We start from the raw sequence: 20,451 nt of genomic DNA, 5'->3' as shown, positions 1-20,451 counted from the left end.
CTTAAAATACTACATTAATTCCTAATTGAAGAGAGGCACCTCTGGCTTTGGCTACATTAGAATAAGCAAAAAGATTATCCGCTGCAATATACATATTAATTGGTTTAAAATGGGTCGAAACTAGAAGACCAACGTTGTAATACGAGTGCTCATCAATAGTATAATTGATCTTGGTTCTCAAAAAATTAAACCAGCGCTTGTAATAAAAAAAAGAGCCCGCAAACACAGGTCTTTTGGGTCTAAATTGACTAAAAAACTGAAACCCAAAGGCATCGGTATATGGCGGAGTTTTACCTTCAACATAGCAATTACAAGTTCCGTCATCATAGCGATTGAAGACATGCTTAATAGATCCATTGAGTTTAAGCGGACGCATAGCTGTATAGGATGTTGACAAGGTATCTGCAGATAACGATTCTTTTAAATCATCCAGAAAATCTTGCGGACCACTACCCGTAAATTGAATCGGACTCTCAAAACCATCAAATGCATAATCTCCGGATGCCGCATAGGTTTCAACATCTTTATTGTAAACTATTAATCCAAAATCAGTCAAACTACCGGTAACTATCCACTGTTCTTCAAGTTTGTAACTAAACCCTACATCAATCCCTACTCCTAAATTACCTCCTAAAAAGGCCTTCTTAAGAAGCGTACTTTTATACTCTTTGGCTTTTTCTTCAGAATCACTATCATTTATTTCTCTCAAATCCGCATACCCTGAAGTTTTTACAACAACATTAGCATCAGAAATAATATGACGGTAAATATTATTACCATCGGGGGTTTCAATAGTAGTAAACGTTCCTTTATTTTTAGTGCTTCTCACATTAAACATGCTTGAATAAATTTTAGCGCGTGCACCAAATGTTAAGCGATCATCAATTTGTTTAGTATATCCAAAATGAAAAACAGTTAGCAATTCTGCAGTTCCTGCAAAATCTGAAAAGCTAAAATCTTGATTTAAATACTCCTGATTTCCCTCATAAGCCAATACGGCCAAGTCCTTTGGAAAATACCCCATAAAATCAAACTCCTCATACATTCCGCCAGAAAAATAAGTATCTGGATTCTTTTTGCTCCTCCAGCCAAAGCTCAGTAGCTCTAACTGCTGATTAATCGTCAAATAGTCATCGCTGGATAGCTCCTCAAGTTTAGCCGTTATCTTTTCATCCACTGTGCGTCCATCATCTGCTATAATATCATAGAGCGATCCTCCCTTTAGACCAGCGTTGATATGAAATTGAGAAAATAATGGCACACCAGCATGGTAATCAAATTCTATTGTCGTCCCGGGGTTACTCATCAGAGATTGAGGCAAATCTGAATAATCATAGAGCCCTGGCTTATTTTGAGAGAACGCACAAAAGCTTAGAATAAAAAAAAATGTCACCAATCGCCTCATAGTGGATAATTAAAATAATAGGTTCCCTTGGATCTAAGAATTAAGAGCCCCGTTAATGTGGTATCTACCTGTGTTATACGAAAAGTAGTAGCTAATTGAGTGGCATTGGCGATGGCTGTTAAATCGGCTCTGGCCAAAAGAATTGTCTCGGTTGTAAGAACGGGTACCGAATTTTCTCCATCCCCCTGAGCAACCTCTATTTGAAACGATCTTCCTACTCGCATAGAAGCCTCATTCAGAAATTCAAAAGAGAAATCAGCATCGCGTTGAATGGTGTTCTTAAACTCAAAGGTTAACGCAACACTATCCAAATTTTCAGTAACAAATTCTTCTCCCAAAAAATCATAATCCAAGGTATCCCTTACTTCGACGACCGGAATTCCCTGTGGGGGTACTGGTACATCTCCTGTTAAATCCGGAATTTGTATTTGAGAAAAAATAAAATCAATTTCATAAACAGGTGATAATTCAACCTCCTTGAGTTGATCGGCATCCACATCTTTTACGCAAGCTATGGATAACGTCAGCAACACAGCGCCAAACCCTACATATATAAAAATTCTTAGCATACTAGCATCTTATTCTTTATGTCAACGGAAAATCCTTTGTTTATATTACAATAATTCTTTAATTTCTTTTAGATGAGCAACTTGAACTATATGCTCGGGAATTGTTTCGTTGTGATAATTATAACAAATTGCACGTAATCCAATATCTTCTGCACCTAATACATCTGCCTCATAATTGTCTCCAATCATAATACTATTTTCACATTGTGCTCCCGCGCTTTGTAAAGCGGTATCAAATATCAATCGATTGGGTTTTTTGACGCCTACTTCGTCACTATTGGTCATAGTTTCAAAATAATGTTCAATCCCAGATGCTTTTAATTTGAGTCCTTGGACCTCTTTAAAGCCATTGGTAATGATATGTAAGGTGTATTTTTGGGAAAGATACAAAAGGATATCTTCAGCCCCGGTAATAAGATGATTATGTAATGGTAATGCATTGATATAATCCTCTGCAAGCGCATCTATCATTGTCACTGAATATGATAAATTCAGTTTACTGAAGGTGTCATTTAACCGTCCACGTCGCAAAGCTGTTTTGGTTACTTTTTCTTCACGATACAACTTCCAGTAGCCCAAATTAATCGGTTCGTATACACTGAGAAATTGCTCAAGTGCTATATTAACTTCAAACTTTTTGAATATGGTCTCAAACGCTAAGGCTGAGTTTTTATCAAAATCCCATAAGGTATGATCTAGGTCAAAGAAAATATGTGTTATATCTTTTTTATTCATCGTCATAGTTCCAAATCAATTCGTAAACGGATTTCCAATACTGTTCATGTTGTAAATCACTAAATAAATCATTGCTGAATACAGGCATAAAGCATCCATTCACTTTTTTAATTTTATCAATATAAGTATTTATTTTGAACGTTAAGGATGCAGAAGTCCTATGATGACTTAAAGCTTCTGAAGTAAAATAAAAAGAATGGACTAATAAAGGTGTTTGCACTTCATAGTCCAGATCATAAAACAGAAATGGAGTGCACGTGCCTGCTCTAAATCCAACATGATCGGGGTATCCCATAGAAAAATCGTTTTCTATTTCTAATTCTATGAAATTTCGATATGCTTCGGGAAGCTTTAATTTATAGAAGGAACATACGCAATGTTTTAGTTGCCTATTAAAGATACTTTCTATTCGTTTTTTTTCTTTTTTCAGGACCGATACATTATCAATTGCTTCATAAGAAACTTTGAGTCCTACATCTATATAATCTGAAACGTGTTTAATAACTGACTGATGCGCCTGTTTATTAAAATTTATGTTTTTCTCATAGCTAGAATAGTCTCCCAACCCGAAAACTACTAAAAGATCCCGCTTTTTATGTTTTTGAAATTCAATGAGCAGGTCAAAAGTATCATAAGGATCTTTCATGAATCCGCTTAGCACCTTCAATCGATCAATCAGTCGTCTAAACCGAAGTTTTAAAACATCTCGTAATGAAGCACCCACAGATCGGACTACACCTTTTTGCTTATAAATAAAGGTTTGAGAAACTTTAACTATCGGACGAATAGAAAATGATCCAAGGTTTATAACTATATCCGGATATTTACTTTTTAAAAGATCACACAAACGATAAGCCCAAATATCTACCACCGGATCTTGAAGAAAATCTTCGGTGTACCCAAGACTCTCGGTTGCAGGAAACCTACCTAAATCGTCCTTTACATGTGGTAAGTATTCCTCATACCGTGAAAGCAAGTAAAATGTTGCTGAAAAAATATCAAAGGGTAAAGCAGAAGCTTCATTTTTAACAGGAAAAAAACACTTAGTATCCTCCCAGGAATACACTGTAATGTCGGTATCCGTAATTCCATGTTCAAAAAGTAAGTCAACACTTTGAAAATACAATTCTTTTCCTAAAGGCTTTTTTCCGTAAGAGAATTTTGGTCCATCATGCGCAATAAAAGTCTCAATTTTTGAGGTCAACTCCACCTCTATTCCTAATATTCGTTTACAGATATGCCTAAGCGTATAGGAAACTCGTGGAGTAATTTTGTGAACGTAAATTAACAGCATATATAAAAAATTGTGCTACAAACTTGACCAGCTTGCTAATCAGCTAGTTATAAATTTGACATCGAATACCTGTTAGTCGATTAGATCATGGCTGCGTCTGCAAAGCTAAAATACTCTTTTTCTGTGACTATCAAATGATCCAAAAGTTTAATGTCGAGACAAGCACCACCATTTTTGAGCTTGGTCGTTAATTCCTTATCAGCCTTGCTTGGTTGTAATGTTCCACTAGGATGGTTATGAGCCAAAATCACAGCGGTAGCACCAAACTCTAATGCCGCCCCAAACACAATACGAGCATCTACCAAAGTACCTGTTTTACCCCCAATACTAATTTGCTTTTTCTGCAAGACTTTATTAGAATTATTAAGGTAAATCACCCAGAACTCTTCGTGCATAAGATCTGCAAGCTCCGGGTACATTAATTCATAGACATCCTTACTACTTGTTATTTTTTCAATTCTAGACGATACCTCTCCCCGTCTTCGTCTGCCCAGTTCTAGCGCTGCAATAATTGCTATGGCCTTTGCTTCTCCTATTCCTTTAAATTTTGTTAGCTGCTGTACTGACAATTTACCTAAGGCATTTAATTCATGATCCACATGCAATAATAAACGTTGGCTTAACGCTACTGCACTTTCGTTCCGATTACCGGATCCAATTAAAATGGCTATCAACTCGGCATCTGTTAAAGTATTCTTTCCTTTAGCGATTAATTTCTCTCTTGGTCGATCGTTTTGATTCCATGACTTGATCGAAATCACTGTTTTTTCTGTATTCATTTGTTGGTTAAATCAAGGTTGTAAGATGTGAATTTTTGAGACAATAAGTTTACATTATTTATCTCAAAAACAATACTTTAATTATCAAAAAAATAAAAAAACCTAATATTATTAATCAATTTAACATTTATATTTGTTTGAAAATGAAACTTTTACTATATTTACCCACCCTTAATTCTAAAAATCTATCATTTATAACTTCAAATTAACCTATTTATGAAGAACATTATTACTATCGTATTATTGATGGCCACTTTCACTTTTTACGGCCAGCAACAGAAAAAAATATCCTTCTTGGATTTAGTAGGAAACTGCATACAAGTGCCAAGAGGATGCGAAGCGAAATCTCAGTATGAGTTACAAGCTTGTAATGGGACATCCATCAAATGGGAATATTATGGTGACGATATGCTGACAGCTGTCTTCGATCAAATCATAAGTACGTTTGAAGAATCAAATTCAAGTAAAACTCCAGTTACATTTAGTTCTTTTGGACATGAACTTAAAGGATTTAAATTTAAAATGGGTACTTCATACCAATATTTCTTAAGAGGAAAAATAAAGGATCAACCTGTTATGATTAATTTGGGAACTCCAACTAATATCTCAGGAAAAGCAGATCTTGATAATTTTCTAGGAATGGTTTTTGACGAAGTTAGCTAGTACATAAAGCTTGATTTAATAATATATTTAAAAGGTTTGATCATCTAAAAGATCAAACCTTTTTTTATTTGCATCTGTCCAATCTAAAATTAATACTTTATTTTTGATATCATTCACTCACAAATCACAGTTTATGAAATCATTATTTGATATTGCTAGTAAAAATGAAATTGAAGATAGAATCCATATACTTTCAATCAGCAGTCCTGCGCAATGGGGTAAAATGGATGTAGCTCAAATGCTACATCACTGTCAATTCCCTCTACGTATTGCCTTAAATAAAGAAGATTTCAAACTAAAGTCGAACTGGATTGCACGTGTCTTTTTTAAAAAGCTATTATATAATGATACCCCATGGCGAAAAGGCCTGCCGACAGCACCTAATTTTAAAGTAAAAGAAAATAAAGACTTTGACCACGAGAAAACGGCGCTGATAAATTATATTAATGAGTTTTATCAACTCGATGATTCACAAGAGCTACCTGTACATCCGGTATTTGGTAAATTTACAAGACAACAATGGGGGCAAATGCAATACAAACACCTAGACCACCATCTTAAACAATTCAAGGCGTAGTATGTCACATTATCCTCCGGCACACCATCAAGACACTGTTGACGCTCACAGTCATCAAGTGGTATTAAAATATCCGCTTGCAACACTTGTTTCTGTTCAAGATAACATGCCCATGATCACTCATGCTCCGTTGATTCTTCAAGATGATAAGCTTGTTGGTCATATTGACAAAAACAATCCACATTGCCAAGTTTTAAAAGAAAATAAGCCTATAACGGTTATCTTTCAAGGGCCGCAAACCTATATTTCACCTTCAATCTATACCACAGAGCAACTACCTACCTGGAACTATATTATTGTTCATGCCACAGGAACAGTCGAGGAGATCAGTGATTCTAATAAAATTAAAGAAAGTATGGTTGCTATGACCACCTTTTTAGAAGCTCCCCATCACCCTTATCAGCTAAAGCTCGATGACCCGAGAATGGATCGTGCCGTCGCATACGTTCACGGATTCACTATTAATGTAAGCAACTGGGAAGGGAAATTTAAATTAAGTCAAGATAAATTGCCCGCAGATATTGAAAATGCAAAACAACAACTCATAAAAACAAACCAGCAAAATATAGCGGATTTTGTAGAGAAGATTTTTAGTTCACACTTTTAAAATATTCTGTTTTCAACCTTTAAACCAGTCTTTTACCTCATCAAAATCCAACCCTCCATAATTACCACTGCTCATTAAAAGCAACGCTGCATTATCAAAATTTTGTTGCATTAAGTACTGCTTGAATTCGGTCGGATGCGTATATACTGTAAGCTTTTTATTCTGAAAAGCTTCTTCAATTTGATTAGAAGATACTTCATCCAATTGTTTAATTTGTACGGCATCGGGAGAGTAAAATACTACAGCCTCGTCTGCTGCATCCAAAGCTCCTTTATACTCTTTAAGAAATTCTGCGTTGAGACTACTATAGGTATGTAGTTCCAAACATGCTATTAACGAACGATTCGGATATTGTTCTTTAACTGCTTTTGTAGTGGCAGCTACCTTAGATGGACTATGTGCAAAATCTTTATAAGCTACCGCGCTATTCGACTCTGCAATTTTTTCTAAACGCTTTGAAGCTCCCCTAAACGTAGCAATCGCTTCATAAAAATCATCTTCATCTACTCCCATATGCTGGCAAATCCATTTTGCTCCGGCCAAATTACTTAGGTTATGCGCTCCAAAAACTTCGATCGGCATATCACCATCAGGGGTTTCTAATAGTGTTTCCCCATCTACAACCTGGTATTTTGGAGTTTCATAAGGAAATTTACGAATTTGCTTTTCTGTAGTTTCTGCCAATTGCGCGACCTCAGCATCTTCATTATTATATACTAGCGCTCCACCATTAATAATAGACTCTATAAAAATTTGAAATTGCTCAACATACCCTTCATACGTCGGAAAGACATTAATATGATCCCATGCAATACCACTGATCAGTGCTATATTAGGTTGATATAAATGAAATTTTGGCCTGCGATCAATTGCAGATGATAGATATTCATCCCCTTCCAAAATCATAAAATCATTATCTTCTGTGAGACGTACCATCACATCAAAGCCTTCTAATTGTGCTCCCACCATATAATCCACATCCTTACCATGATAATGCAAGACGTGCAAAATCATAGAAGTTATAGTAGTTTTACCATGAGAACCTCCGATTACTACACGCGTCTTATTCTTTGCATGCTCATATAGAAACTCAGGGTACGAATAAATCTTTAACCCCAACTCTTGTGCCTTTAATAATTCAGGATTATCCGCCTTAGCATGCATTCCTAAAATGACTGCTTCAATATCACCACTCAATTTATCAGGATACCATCCAAAAGCTTCGGGTAATAATCCGTGTTTTTCCAATCTGGATTTTGAGGGTTCAAATATAGTGTCATCACTTCCGGTAACGGTATCTCCTTTTAAGTGTAAAGCAATTGCAAGATTATGCATTGCACTGCCGCCAATGGCTATAAAATGTATGCGCATAGTGTAAACTGTATTGAAAGAGTAAAGATACAATTAACGTCGAGGAATAAAACCTGATTTAATAAAATATTGCAGGCCTGCAACCCTGCTATACCCTTAATAGTTAACCCCGAAATTTCCTATTGCAACGATATCTAAACAATTATTTAACAGTTTTACGATAACTTAGCAGTAGCTTTATACGGTAGTAACTGTATACAAAACTGAGTGTCATATTTAGATATATTTTAAAATATTAAAATTAATGGTACAACAATTGTATTAACAGTTCAAACTCAAAATCTCAAAAAGATGAAAAGGTATATTATTCTAGTATTCTTAATCTCAATATCGATGCTTATGGCTCAAGAATCGTTTACTACGGAATGGAAACAAGTCACCGAGTTCGAAAAAAAGGGATTGCCCAAATCAGCAGCAGAGGTTGTTACCAGCATTTACAACCAGGCTAAAGAACAGAATAATACCACTCAGCTTATCAAAGCGTTGCTACACAAGTCAAAGTACACCCTAACCCTTGAGGAAGACGCACAACTTAAAATAATTAACACCTTTAAAAAAGAAATTGAGCAAGCTAAACCCTTAGAAAAACAAATATTGCAAAATATTCTTGCTAACCTCTATTGGCAATATTTTCAACAAAATCGATGGAAGTTTTATAACCGAACACAAACTGCAAATAAACCTGAATCCAACGATTTTAGAACCTGGGATTTACAAACCCTGTTTGCTGAAGTACACAGTTACTTTAAAGCTTCCTTAGAAAACCCGGAGCTTTTGCAAGAAACTCCTCTTAAAGCATTGGATGTTATTTTAACTACCGAAGAAAACTCAAAATTATACCGTCCGACAGTGTATGATTTATTAGCACATCAGGCACTTGATTTTTATAAAACGTCAGAAACAAATATTACCAAACCAGCATATGCTTTTCAAATTGATGCGACTGATTACCTACAAGACCATACCACCTTTATCAATCTTGAACTAAAAAGTAAGGACTCCGTATCGCTTCAGCTGAATGCTTTACAGCTCTATCAAGACTTGATTCACTTTCACGCTAATGATAAAAATCCTGCAGCCCTGATCGATGTCAATATTGAGCGTTTATTATTCGTAAAGGAGCATACTACCGTAACTGATGCACAAAGCATACTACTGAACACCTTCCGAAAGGAGAAAGAAAATGTTGCAACAGATCCGGCAGCTACACTTTATGATTATCAGATTGCTTTAATTTTACAAGAGCAAGCTTCCACCTATGTTCCAGATACAAATGAAACACATCGCTTTAAATTAGAAGAAGCTCTGGCGATATGTAATGCTGCTATCGCAGAATTCCCAAAATCCAGAGGAGCCAAAAACTGCGCTGCCTTAAAGTCTCGTATCCTTGCTCCCGAGTTAAGAGTACAGACTGAGTCAAACGTTCCTGTGCAACAATCGAGTCGTGCACTCATCACCTACAAGAATGCGAAAGACTTTCATTTTAAAGCGCTCAAAATTAGTCAGGAGCAGCTACAAACTTTAGAGAAAAGCTATAAAATCAATGAAAAAATTAAACTAATTAATTCACTTGCTACGCAAGCAACTTGGCATATCACTACGTGTAGTGACCAGGATTATCAACGACATTCGGCCGAAGTGGTAATACCTCAACTCCCGCATGGACAATATTTGATAATTGCCTCGCCTACAGAAAAAATTTCGTCTTCTTCACTTTTAGCGTATGGTGAATTACAAGTCACCAAGCTCGCTATTGTAGAGCATCGCGCCCCGCAGACCCAAAATTTTCAAGTCTTGGATCGCTCTAGCGGATCGCCGATACCAAACGCAAAAGTTCAATTGACCACTTCAAAAAACAGCGGTAGCCGTAACCCGCTTGATATTACTTTGACAACAGATGATAATGGAATGGCTAAGCTCGACATAGATGGGAACTATTACAATGTTATGGCTATGGTTACGCACAACGAAGACATTGCTTATTTTGACGGGTATTACATCAATCGACAGTATAACGAAAGCCCCGATACCTACAAACCCCTTTTTACCACCTACCTTTTTACAGACCGCAGTATCTATCGACCGGGACAGACTGTTTTTTTTAAAGGTATCATGGTGAATTCTCAAAATGAAAGCAAACCTACAGTAGTTTCAGAGCAAAAGGTAACGGCCACCTTACGTGATATTAACGGACGCGCATTACAATCCTTGGATTTTACAACAAATAGCTTTGGCTCTTTTCACGGACAGTTTATTTTACCAAGCTCAGGCTTAACCGGATTGTATGTAATTCAAATGGATAATTATCATAATACGACCTTCTCTGTGGAGGAATATAAGCGGCCAAAATTTGAAACAGAATTTAAACCCGTAACTGAAACCTATAAAGTGAATGATAGTATTACGGTTCAGGGTACCGCTATGGCCTATGCCGGTAGTTCGATCACCGATGCTAAAGTAGTGTATCGCGTATACCGCAAGGTGAACTATCCGTACTGGTACTATTGGTCACGCCCGGCGTACACAAGTGAAGCACAAGAAATCAAACATGGAGAAACTACCAGCGATAGTAAGGGTCTTTACACTATAACATTCCCTGCACTACCTGATACTAGTGTGGATAAAGAAAATCTACCGGTTTTTAATTATGAAGTAGTTGCCGAGGTCACCGACATCTCCGGAGAAACACGGGTAGCCACGACAACGGTTCGTGTGGGCTATCATTCAACCCTACTCACCATACAGAGTAAAGAGCAACTGAGTACCGCTCAAAAATCAGACACGATTAAGATCAGTACCAAAAACCTTAATGATGAATACATTGCAGCCAAAGGCACAGTAACTATTCATAAATTGATTGCACCAACAAGTCCATTGCGTAAACGCCCATGGTCATCTCCGGATTGCAAGCTGTTGACTAAAGAGGAGTTCAAGAAATTGTTTCCGCATGACGCCTATGATAAGGAGCACGATTATCATCAATGGAAAAATGGCACCCAGATGCTCAAAACCTCCTTTGACACCCAAAAATCTTCAAATTCGATAAAAGGAGTAGAAGCAATTGCACTCACCAAATTATCCAGTTGGAAACCCGGCGTATATCGTATTGAAGCAAAAATTAAAGATAAGAATGGTCAAGAAGTCAAAGCCGTAAACTACATAACAATAAACGACCCAAAAGCTACAACCGTAGCTGATCAACAACTGTTTACAATCAGTTTAGATAAAACCACCTATCAAATAGGCGACAAGGTTCAGGTACGCATAGGATCTGCTGCCAAAGATTTACAGGTTACACTGGTAACCGAAAAAGATCGAAAAATTATCGATACGCAAATTATCACCGTATCCAATACCATCAAAACGATAACCATACCGGTGACCAAAGAGGATTTAGGTGGTTTTGCCATCACCTATAGTTATGCACAGTTCAACGATTTTGAGTCTGGCAATATACTAGTTCCTGTACCCTATCCTGCCTCTGACTTACAAATTACAACCAGAACGTTTCGCGACAAGTTGCGCCCGGGACAGGAAGAAACATGGAGTTTTACTATTACAGGTCCTAAGGGAGAAAAAGTTGCCTCAGAAATTCTGGCCAGTATGTACGACCTGTCTTTAGACCAGTTCAAACCGCATCAATGGCAATTTTCGCCCATTGCGCATCCTACCTACTACTCTGTATACGATTTACAGGCACGGCAGAGTTTTGGTATTCATAATTTAAGAATTTATCAACCGGATAGAGGATTTAATAAGTATAGTATTCAGCAATACGATCAGCTAAATTGGTTTGGCTTTACCTTTGGTTCCCACTATTATCATAATAGGATGTTACGTAAATCTGCGACGCCAATGGTACAGAACGAAATCATGGAAGAAAGCAAAGCTACTAATTTGGTCGAAGATTCCACTAGACTCGAAGAATTAAGAATGACAGCTGGTTCAAAAGATGAAGATGCAGCTAAAACTGAGCAAAAGAAAACAACGGAGTCCGATATGATACGGAAGAATCTGCAGGAAACTGCCTTTTTCTTTCCGCAGTTATCGACAGATGAGGATGGAAATGTAACTTTTAAATTCACCACCCCCGAAGCTTTGACCCAATGGAAATTACAGTTGTTAGCACATACTAAAGAGTTACAATCAGCCCTGCAGTCCCTAGAGACCGTCACACAAAAAGAGTTGATGGTGATCCCTAATCCCCCACGATTTTTACGTGTAGGAGATACTATTCAATTGGGAACTAAGATTGCTAATTTGAGTGCTCAACAACTTACCGGTACTGCAGAGCTTCAGCTAACCGATGCCTTTACTAATAAGTCGATTAATAGTAAACTTCAGTTACAAAACGCACAACAATCTTTTTCGGTTGATCAAGATGGTAATACGGTTGTTTTTTGGGAACTTGTAGTTCCGCAGGACGTGCAAACCGTTCAATATACGATTACAGCAACTGCCGGTGACTATAGTGATGGCGAACAAAATGTATTACCTGTACTTACCAATCGTATGTTGGTTACCGAGACTTTGCCTATGTGGATTCGTTCGGGGCAAACCAAAACTTTTACATTAGATAAATTACAAAACACGACCTCAACCACCTTATCGCATCATAAGTTAACGTTAGAGATGACCTCTAATCCTGCGTGGTATGCAGTACAGGCGATGCCCTATCTGATGGAATATCCTTATGAATGTTCAGAACAGACCTTTTCGCGGTATTATGCCAATGCCTTAGCACAACATATCACCCAGTCTAATCCCAGAATTGAGCAGGTATTTAAGCAATGGAAATCGAGCGATGCCTTATTAAGCAATCTGGAAAAGAATCAACAGTTAAAGTCACTCATCCTTGAAGAAACTCCGTGGGTACGTGATGCAGCCAGTGAGCAGGAACAAAAGAAGCGAATTGCCTTATTGTTTGATGCAAATTTGATGCGTCAATCCTTAGAAACCTCATTAAATAAATTGGTGCAGATGCAATATCCCTCGGGAGCATTTCCTTGGTTTGAAGGCGGAAGAGCTAATCGTTATATTACACAGCATATCGTTACCGGTTTTGGTCACTTACAAAAACTAGGAGTTACCACCCCAAACCCTGCGATACAGAATATGTTGCAAAAAGCATTACAGTATTTGGATCAGGAATTTGTAAAAGAATATCAGGAACTGAAGAAGTATACTAAAGGGAAAAAAGCAGAGATGACTAAAAATCATCTAAGTTATATGCAAATTCTGTATTTATACATGCGCAGCTTCTTTAAAGACGCTAAACCCTCACGTACGGTAACCAAGGCTACCTCGTATTATATGTCACAGGCACAAAAGTACTGGTTAGATCAAAATCTATATGCACAAGGTATGTTGGCCTTGATAACACATCGTGCTTCACAAACATCAACTGCCAAAGCAATTGTCAAGTCGCTTGAAGAACGTAGTATCAACAGTGAGGAACTAGGTATGTATTGGAAATCAAATACTCCCAGTTGGTATTGGTATCAGGCGCCTATCGAAACGCAGGCCTTGTTGATCGAAGCATTTGGAGAAATTATTGAAGAACCTAAGCGCACTGAGATTATCGACAATTTAAAAATCTGGTTACTTAAACACAAACAAACCAATCGTTGGGCTACTACAAAAGCAACCACGCAAGCAATTTACGCCTTGCTGTTACAGGGTACTGATTGGTTATCGATTACGGAAACCATCGCTGTTAAAGTGGCTGATCAAACAATCGATCCGGGTACGTTAGAAGCGACCAAAGTCGAAGCCGGTACCGGGTATTTTAAGACTTTGTGGAATGGCAACGAAATCAAACCTGAACAGGGCAGTGTAACGATTACTAAAAAAGAAAAAGGGATCGCATGGGGTGCTTTGTACTGGCAATATTTTGAAGATCTTGATAAGATCACACCAGCCGAAACTCCGCTAAAGCTCAAAAAAGAATTATATCTAAAAAAGAATACAGATACCGGAGAGCAAATTACCAAAATCGATGCAAGCACCAACTTACAATTAGGAGATTTGGTACGGGTACGTATCGAGTTACGCACAGATCGTGATATGGAATTCATACATATGAAAGACATGCGAGCCTCGGGATTAGAACCGGTCAACGTGATTTCTACTTATAAATATCAGGATGGTTTGGGTTATTATGAAAGCACTAAAGATGCAGCTACCAATTTCTTTTTTGACTATTTACGCAAAGGAGTTTATGTATTTGAATACGATGTACGCGTGAATAATGCAGGTCATTTTTCTAACGGTATCACAACGATTCAAAGTATGTATGCGCCAGAGTTTAGTAGTCATTCTGAAGGAATTCGTATACAGATCGGAGAGTAATTTTTTGAATAGGCACTAGGCATAAGTAACAAGCCAAAAGTTTTTGAAAGAAATACCTTGTCACTTTGAGCGGAGTCGAGAGATTGTTTGAAACCATAGTATGTGAGTCTAGACTCCGCTCGACCTGACATCGGTTTTACTATTAAAAATTGGATGTTGACTATTAAAGAATACTCAATTGATATAGCATACTAGTCGCTTCTGGCTAACTACTATCACCTAAAAAAAACTCCTCACCCTGATTAAGGGGAGGTGCCGATGAGCGGAGGCAGTGGTCTGTATAAAATATTTTGCAATAATTTTGCATACAATTATAGACACAATAGCTAAATATAATCATTCCACATAGTTCCAGCATCATTCATTTTCTTTGCTTGTCCAAAGAAAACGAACCAAAAGAAAAGACACTTTTTTCAAGGTATTTTTGTCTTCGACAAAACCAGATTTTGTTTGCTAAAATCTTTCCAAGGCTTCAAGATTTTTTAACGTAAACCAAATCTTATACTAGTGAAAAAAGAATTATAAAAAACTAATGCCCTTTACCTAGTCACCCTTGGCTACTAACAGAAAAACTATTGCCTCGTGCCTACTAACTAGTGACTCATTTGCAACATCTATTCTGGCAAGCCGTTTTCTATGTATAATCAAGATCTTATGACAGCTAACACTACTCCGTGGATTAGAAGAAATTACAAATGGGCGCTCCCTGTGGGATTTGCTCTTTTACTTTTAACCTTCTTCTTTAGCATGACAGGTGATGCGACACTACGTGTGGGATCGATAGTCGCAAATCCATCTCTCATTAATAATGCGATTGAAAAAGCTAACAAAGACGATGCGGTCATTGCCGAGTATGGCACCCTATCCCCTACAAACTCACTGGCAATTATAGAAGGGGAAGTAGTATACAGTAACAATAATGAAACGGTTAATATTTCGCTATGGGTTCAAGGCAGTAAACGCAGAGGCAAATTAGATCTCACTGCAGATTATAAAAACAACACTTGGCATTATCGCATGATTCGTATGCGAAATAAAAAGACTCGTGAGTTATTAATGGTGTTAGAGTAAAATAATAGGCACAAGTTTTTGAAAGAAGTAATTTGTCACCTCGAGCGGAGTCGAGAGGTTGTTTAAAACCACAGTATATAGGTCTCGACTCCGCTCGACCTGACACTGATTTTACTATTAAAAATTGGATGTTGACTATTAAAGAATACTCAATTGATATAGCATACTAGTCGCTTCTGGCTAAGCACTATTACCTAAACAAAAAAACTCCTCACCCTAGTCAGGGGGAGGTGCTGACAGGCGGAGGGGGTGGTTTGTATAAAGTACTATTCAATAATTTTGCCTGCAATTGTAGATATTATAGTTAAATACCACCATTTTACATAGTTCAAGCATCATTCATTTTCTTTGCTTGTCCAAAGAAAACGAACCAAAAGAAAAGACACTTTTTTCAAGGTATTTTTGTCTTCGACAAAACCAGATTTTGTTTACTAAAATCTTTCCAAGGCTTCAAGATTTTTTGACGTAAACAAAATCTTATACTAGTGAAAAAAGAATAATAAAGAAGTTTAATAAAAAACTAGTGACTTGTGGCTCGTCTCTTCCTACTAATTAAGAGAACTACTGCCTTGTCACTTCCTACTATTGCCTAAACTAACTAAAACTGCGCAGCATAACATACCCCCTCACGCCATGGGGTCACCCCCCCTATCCGCAGCCCCCTTACCCCTCGCGGAAGTAGTTCGATGAATGCTTTTAAAGATTGTTATGCCTAATGAAAGGGGTCTTAACCCTTCGTAGCATAGGCTATAGGCCATAATTGACACCTTGCAAGGGTCACTAAAAGGCCTTGATGCCCTCTTCCCAGGGGTTAGAGCCCATATTGGGTGCCTTCGAAGTACTTCGACCACGCATCGAAGTCATTCGATAAGGGCTCTTAGGGATCTTGGATATCCTTAAAAGCTGTAAAACACTTCGTATAGCTATTGATTTAATGGGTATCAGCCCTAAAACAGCTCCCACTAATCTATATTTAATGGAATTTGGACTAGCATTAGCGTTTTCTAACTACTGTTGCTATCCATTGAAGGGTCCGATAATGGAGTAATGATTATTCATTTAATACGTAGAAGTATTGTTTTAATTGGTGGAAGGGGTTGAGTTATGGGGAAACCTTTTAAAATAAAACATTTCTTAATTTTCCAATAGTTGCCTTAGATTCGCGGTATCCATTACCTTGAGATTAACTTTTATCTTTTCCTGTTTCAACTTCTTTAACTTTAATTTAGAACCATAAATAAATTGCTCAGATTTTGATGTAACAATCAAATATGTTTCATTCTTTATTGGAATATTCTCAAATGTTAGGTTATCCTTTGTTCTGTATAGAGAAATGAATGAATTAAATCCTTTATAAATCATGTGAATTTGATAATTATCAAGTTCTTCTCTAGCATCAATATCCAATTCAAAATCTATCCTGTAATCTGGATTAACAACTTTGTCAATATTAATCCATTTGAATTTATTGATTAATACTCTTTCTGAATAATTTTGAAGCTCCATTTCTTGAGATGTTTCTGCATTTGCCAAACTATCTTTTTGTTGATAGAATTGTAAAGAATCTATTGGAATGGATTTTATTATATCAATTCTATTAACTCTATCATAATGAATAACACCAATATAAACCGGTTCTTCTATCCATTGAAATTGAGCCAGCGTATCTAACTGAGTGTAATACAACTCATTGCCTTTCAATCGTTTATCTGGAAAAATAATTGACAACCTCTTTTTATCTTTAAGAGGCACACTTTTATCACCAACTTTAAAATCCAAATATATTACACCTGAGGATTCCAACAGCTCATTTTTATTAGTGATCGTATTGATATTATTAAAAACCAAATCTTTAAAATCATACAATTCTTTTAATTCGACAGTAACTTTATCCCCTTCATCTAGCTCAAAATCTTCACGAACAAACCATATTTTTGTCCCCTTATTTCCTTCAATTATTTTAAATGTAAGTGTATCTAAGTCAAAATATTGCGTTTGAACTTTATTAAAAACCTTAAAACTATTATAAGGTTTGATATTTATTTTATAATCTTCACAGCTTGTAAAAGTACTAGCGTAAATGAGTACGAAAATTTGAATATAAATTTTTATCATATCACGTTGGGTAATGTCAAACATTGGACTTACAAAAAAATTCTCAATTCTATGATTCGGGAAACTTAATTATTAAATTTCAACTAGTACCTTTTCGAAAAAAATAAAAGGATTAGCATACCTAATTATAACCACCTCCAATCTACAAAGATTATTTAAGACGATTGGCGTCACCCAATCCATGTTTTTGTTCGTGGGTAAGCAGCCATTGTTTTCTTGCGATAACCCCGCCATACCCCGTCATGCTGCCATCATTACCAATGACGCGGTGACAGGGAACAATAATCGCTATTCGGTTGCATCCGTTTGCTGAGGCAACGGCACGTACTGCCTTGGCTTTTCCTGTTTTTTCAGCTTGTTGCTGATAGGTAACTGTGGTTGCATAGGCTACATCCAATAGACTCTTCCAAACCAATTGTTGAAAAGCTGTTCCCGGAGTTTCCAGTGCAACATCAAACGTTTTTCTCTTTCCTGTAAAGTATTCTTCAATCTCTTTTTTCGCTTGACGGATATGTGCATTTTCGCCCATCAACATCGTAGCATTGAGTAGCTTTTGTAAGGCTGCAAATTCAGTTTCTAACATGCGTCGATCTACAAATTCTAACAAACAGATACCGTTTTCTGTTGCGCAGATAAGCATTGGCCCCAGTGGGGTGGTCAACCGACTGATTAAAATACTGTTCTTATCGCTACTATTCTTGGGCGATTTGCCTATAAGCTTTTTGAACGTATAGCCAAATCCGCTCAAGGATTCATAGCCTGAGTCAAACGCTGTATGAGTGGTTCGTTTGCCGCTTTTTAACTCTTGAAAGGCAGTGTTGATTCGGTACATTCGCTGATATGCCTGAAAGGTCATATTGTAGTGTTTTTTAAACCATCGACGTACTGCCTCAGGACTGATATGATGCGCCCGTAAGGTGGCATCAGTTATCTTTTCTTTAGGATGGTCTTTGACTAACTGTATAGCTGTCTCTACATGCTTAGGAGCCTGATTAGCATTTTCGGTAGGCTTGCATATTTTGCAAGGCCTGTATCCGTTGTCCAACGCTTCTTTAAAGGTAGTATAAAACACAACATTTTCTCGTTTTGGCTTTCGTGCCCGACAGGTCGCAATACAAAATACAGAAGTAGTTTTTACGCCAACATAAAAAATCCCGACAAAACGTTGAGATCTATCAAGTAGCGCGGTGTAATAGGTGTCGATTGTTTCTTTTTCAGTAATCTGCATGCTAGAAAATTGAATTAAACGATTGTTGATTCAGTACCGTTTGGGCTGTTTGTTCTAATCGAGTGTACATAGTATCAAATAAAAAGTTACCCATACTAATCCGTTTTATCCCTAAGTTGCGCAAAGTTTCAAAATCAGGAAGCTTAGGCATACACATAACATTGATCGGTAACTTCGTACATTTAACTAGTTCGCTAATATCGGTTTCTTTTTCAACACACGGTACAAAAATACCATTTGCACCGGCTTCTTGATATAAACCAATTCTTCTTTTAGTCTCTGCTATAGGGTTTGGATGATCCATCAAAAAAGTGTCTGTTCTTACATTTATAAACAGGTCTTTATCGATACTCCTTATTTGCTTAACTACTTGTGTTAGTATTGCTGCAAAAGATTCGGCATCGCGTAGCTTTCGATCGGTATCAACAAGGCTGTCTTCAATATTGATTCCCACAACACCTATGGTACTTAATCTTTTAATATGCGCTGCGATTTGCTGGGGATCATCACTATACCCAGCTTCGATATCCACCGATACAGGAAGTTTTGTATTCAATACAATTCGTTTGACTATATATTCTAATTCAGCAAACGGAATTTCTTCGCCATCCCGGTACCCTAAAAGAGAGGCAATTGCTGCACTTGAGGTGCCAACGGCCTGAGCATTTAGTTTTTCGGCTACCTTGACACTAGGTACATCCCATACATTAAAGATGAGTAACGGTTCTTTTTGATTGTGTAAGTCTTTGAAATTCATCGTGTATAATTTTTCACAAAGTACTGAAGACACGAAACCACCTGCAACCGAAAATTGGACATGTATTTTTTGTGGTCAGAAAAATCTATATAGCGAATCGACGTCCCCTATAAACAAAACACCCCAAATACAGCTATATATTCGAAATAATTAGATTACAATACCATAAGTATCATATATTTAACTATCATTCAAATTTTGAATGCAATTCATTTATTAGGAATATACAGCTTTGATTCGCTTCTAATCTCTTTTATCTCATGCAGCTTTACAAGACCTTTCTTGTTTACAAGACCGTAAATCAGTAAATAGTCTCTATTAACTTCTTTGACAGGAACCATCCACATTTTATGATCCTTATTTGGATAATATACGATAAAATAAGTCTCATCTAATTTTTCCAATCTATACCTCGGACATTTTTCTATACCTACCATCTCTATAACCTTTTCTTCACATATAACTCCCTTAAATTTAATTCTTGATTCTGTCCTTATAATTGATTTTGAATAAAAATGTTCATATTGTTTATTTATTATACTGTCAATTGGATATTTCAATACTGTGGGAAGTAACTTTACGTAGTTTACATTATTAATTATTGATTTGTTCCCATTACGATCCATACCAGATAATTTATGTGTTGTTAATAGAAAATTACTTTTATCATGAGTAAAATGGTAGTCTGTATAGTTAACTCCATCATTGTGTATAAACAATTTATTTTTTAAGTCAATTTCTAATTTTGTTTCCCCTAATAATGTATCAAAACTATAAGTCATCAATTTATCATGCGTAATTTCGATCACTGGGCACTCTATACTAGTGAACGTATAATCATCGATAATCATAGCCCATTTACCGGTTAAGTCTTGACTTACCATAAATTGTACTACAAAAAAAACAAACAAGGACAACGTATTTTTCAT

15 protein-coding genes are annotated in these 20,451 nt (G+C 36.8%); 5 read left to right on the top strand and 10 right to left on the bottom strand.

Annotation, left to right across the window (positions count from 1 at the left end; all coding sequences use genetic code 11):
* Position 1: 1 nt before the first annotated feature.
* The 5 genes from BD809_RS08695 to radC form a co-directional block, all read right to left on the bottom strand.
* Positions 2-1,306, bottom strand: coding sequence for a DUF5723 family protein (locus tag BD809_RS08695; protein ID WP_148782586.1), 1,305 nt, complete (start codon positions 1,304-1,306; stop codon positions 2-4).
* 95 nt (positions 1,307-1,401) lie between these two features.
* Positions 1,402-1,974 carry a hypothetical protein gene (locus BD809_RS08690; protein ID WP_148782585.1) on the bottom strand — a complete coding sequence of 191 codons (573 nt, stop codon included), beginning with the start codon at positions 1,972-1,974 and terminating at the stop codon, positions 1,402-1,404.
* 45 nt (positions 1,975-2,019) lie between these two features.
* Complete coding sequence (locus tag BD809_RS08685) at positions 2,020-2,709, bottom strand: YjjG family noncanonical pyrimidine nucleotidase (protein WP_148782584.1); 690 nt, start codon at positions 2,707-2,709, stop codon at positions 2,020-2,022.
* Positions 2,702-4,003 carry a polysaccharide deacetylase family protein gene (locus BD809_RS08680; RefSeq protein WP_148782583.1) on the bottom strand — a complete coding sequence of 434 codons (1,302 nt, stop codon included), beginning with the start codon at positions 4,001-4,003 and terminating at the stop codon, positions 2,702-2,704. Before BD809_RS08680 ends, BD809_RS08685 begins: the two co-directional genes overlap by 8 nt.
* An 80-nt stretch (positions 4,004-4,083) precedes the next feature.
* Complete coding sequence (radC, locus tag BD809_RS08675; protein WP_148782582.1) at positions 4,084-4,782, bottom strand: RadC family protein; 699 nt, start codon at positions 4,780-4,782, stop codon at positions 4,084-4,086.
* Between the two features lie 216 nt (positions 4,783-4,998).
* Here radC and BD809_RS08670 point away from each other — a divergent pair, with 216 nt between their 5' ends.
* The 3 genes from BD809_RS08670 (at position 4,999) to BD809_RS08660 (ending at position 6,629) form a co-directional block, all read left to right on the top strand.
* The gene (locus BD809_RS08670) at positions 4,999-5,445 is read left to right on the top strand and encodes a hypothetical protein (RefSeq protein WP_148782581.1); all 447 of its coding nucleotides are present in this window, start codon (positions 4,999-5,001) and stop codon (positions 5,443-5,445) included.
* Between the two features lie 133 nt (positions 5,446-5,578).
* Positions 5,579-6,022 carry a DUF1569 domain-containing protein gene (locus tag BD809_RS08665; protein WP_148782580.1) on the top strand — a complete coding sequence of 148 codons (444 nt, stop codon included), beginning with the start codon at positions 5,579-5,581 and terminating at the stop codon, positions 6,020-6,022.
* Between the two features lies 1 nt (position 6,023).
* Entirely contained in the window at positions 6,024-6,629 is a 606-nt protein-coding gene (locus tag BD809_RS08660) for an FMN-binding negative transcriptional regulator (protein ID WP_148782579.1), read from the top strand.
* A 12-nt stretch (positions 6,630-6,641) separates the two neighbouring features.
* On the opposite strand, the gene BD809_RS08655 is transcribed toward BD809_RS08660, so the two are convergent.
* Positions 6,642-8,000, bottom strand: a complete 1,359-nt coding sequence (locus tag BD809_RS08655; protein WP_148782578.1) for a UDP-N-acetylmuramate--L-alanine ligase — start codon at positions 7,998-8,000, stop codon at positions 6,642-6,644.
* A 291-nt stretch (positions 8,001-8,291) separates the two neighbouring features.
* Here BD809_RS08655 and BD809_RS08650 point away from each other — a divergent pair, with 291 nt between their 5' ends.
* Together BD809_RS08650 and BD809_RS08645 are read left to right on the top strand one after the other, a co-directional pair.
* Positions 8,292-14,351, top strand: a complete 6,060-nt coding sequence (locus tag BD809_RS08650; protein WP_148782577.1) for an alpha-2-macroglobulin family protein — start codon at positions 8,292-8,294, stop codon at positions 14,349-14,351.
* 654 nt (positions 14,352-15,005) lie between these two features.
* Positions 15,006-15,422 carry a cytochrome c oxidase assembly factor Coa1 family protein gene (locus BD809_RS08645; RefSeq protein WP_170251833.1) on the top strand — a complete coding sequence of 139 codons (417 nt, stop codon included), beginning with the start codon at positions 15,006-15,008 and terminating at the stop codon, positions 15,420-15,422.
* 1,134 nt (positions 15,423-16,556) lie between these two features.
* On the opposite strand, the gene BD809_RS08640 is transcribed toward BD809_RS08645, so the two are convergent.
* The 4 genes from BD809_RS08640 to BD809_RS08625 form a co-directional block, all read right to left on the bottom strand.
* Entirely contained in the window at positions 16,557-17,561 is a 1,005-nt protein-coding gene (locus tag BD809_RS08640; RefSeq protein ID WP_148782575.1) for a hypothetical protein, read from the bottom strand.
* A 127-nt stretch (positions 17,562-17,688) separates the two neighbouring features.
* Entirely contained in the window at positions 17,689-18,765 is a 1,077-nt protein-coding gene (locus BD809_RS08635) for a bifunctional transcriptional activator/DNA repair enzyme AdaA (protein ID WP_148782574.1), read from the bottom strand.
* 1 nt (position 18,766) lies between these two features.
* Entirely contained in the window at positions 18,767-19,522 is a 756-nt protein-coding gene (locus tag BD809_RS08630; protein WP_148782573.1) for an isocitrate lyase/PEP mutase family protein, read from the bottom strand.
* A gap of 209 nt (positions 19,523-19,731) precedes the next feature.
* A complete protein-coding gene (locus tag BD809_RS08625; RefSeq protein WP_148782572.1) occupies positions 19,732-20,451 on the bottom strand; it encodes a hypothetical protein in 720 nt (239 codons plus the stop codon).

It is taken from the genome of Aquimarina intermedia (genome assembly GCF_008124785.1).
Classification (GTDB): domain Bacteria; phylum Bacteroidota; class Bacteroidia; order Flavobacteriales; family Flavobacteriaceae; genus Aquimarina; species Aquimarina intermedia.
Note: the sequence above shows the minus strand (reverse complement) of the source record. Positions and strands in the feature narration are given on the sequence as shown.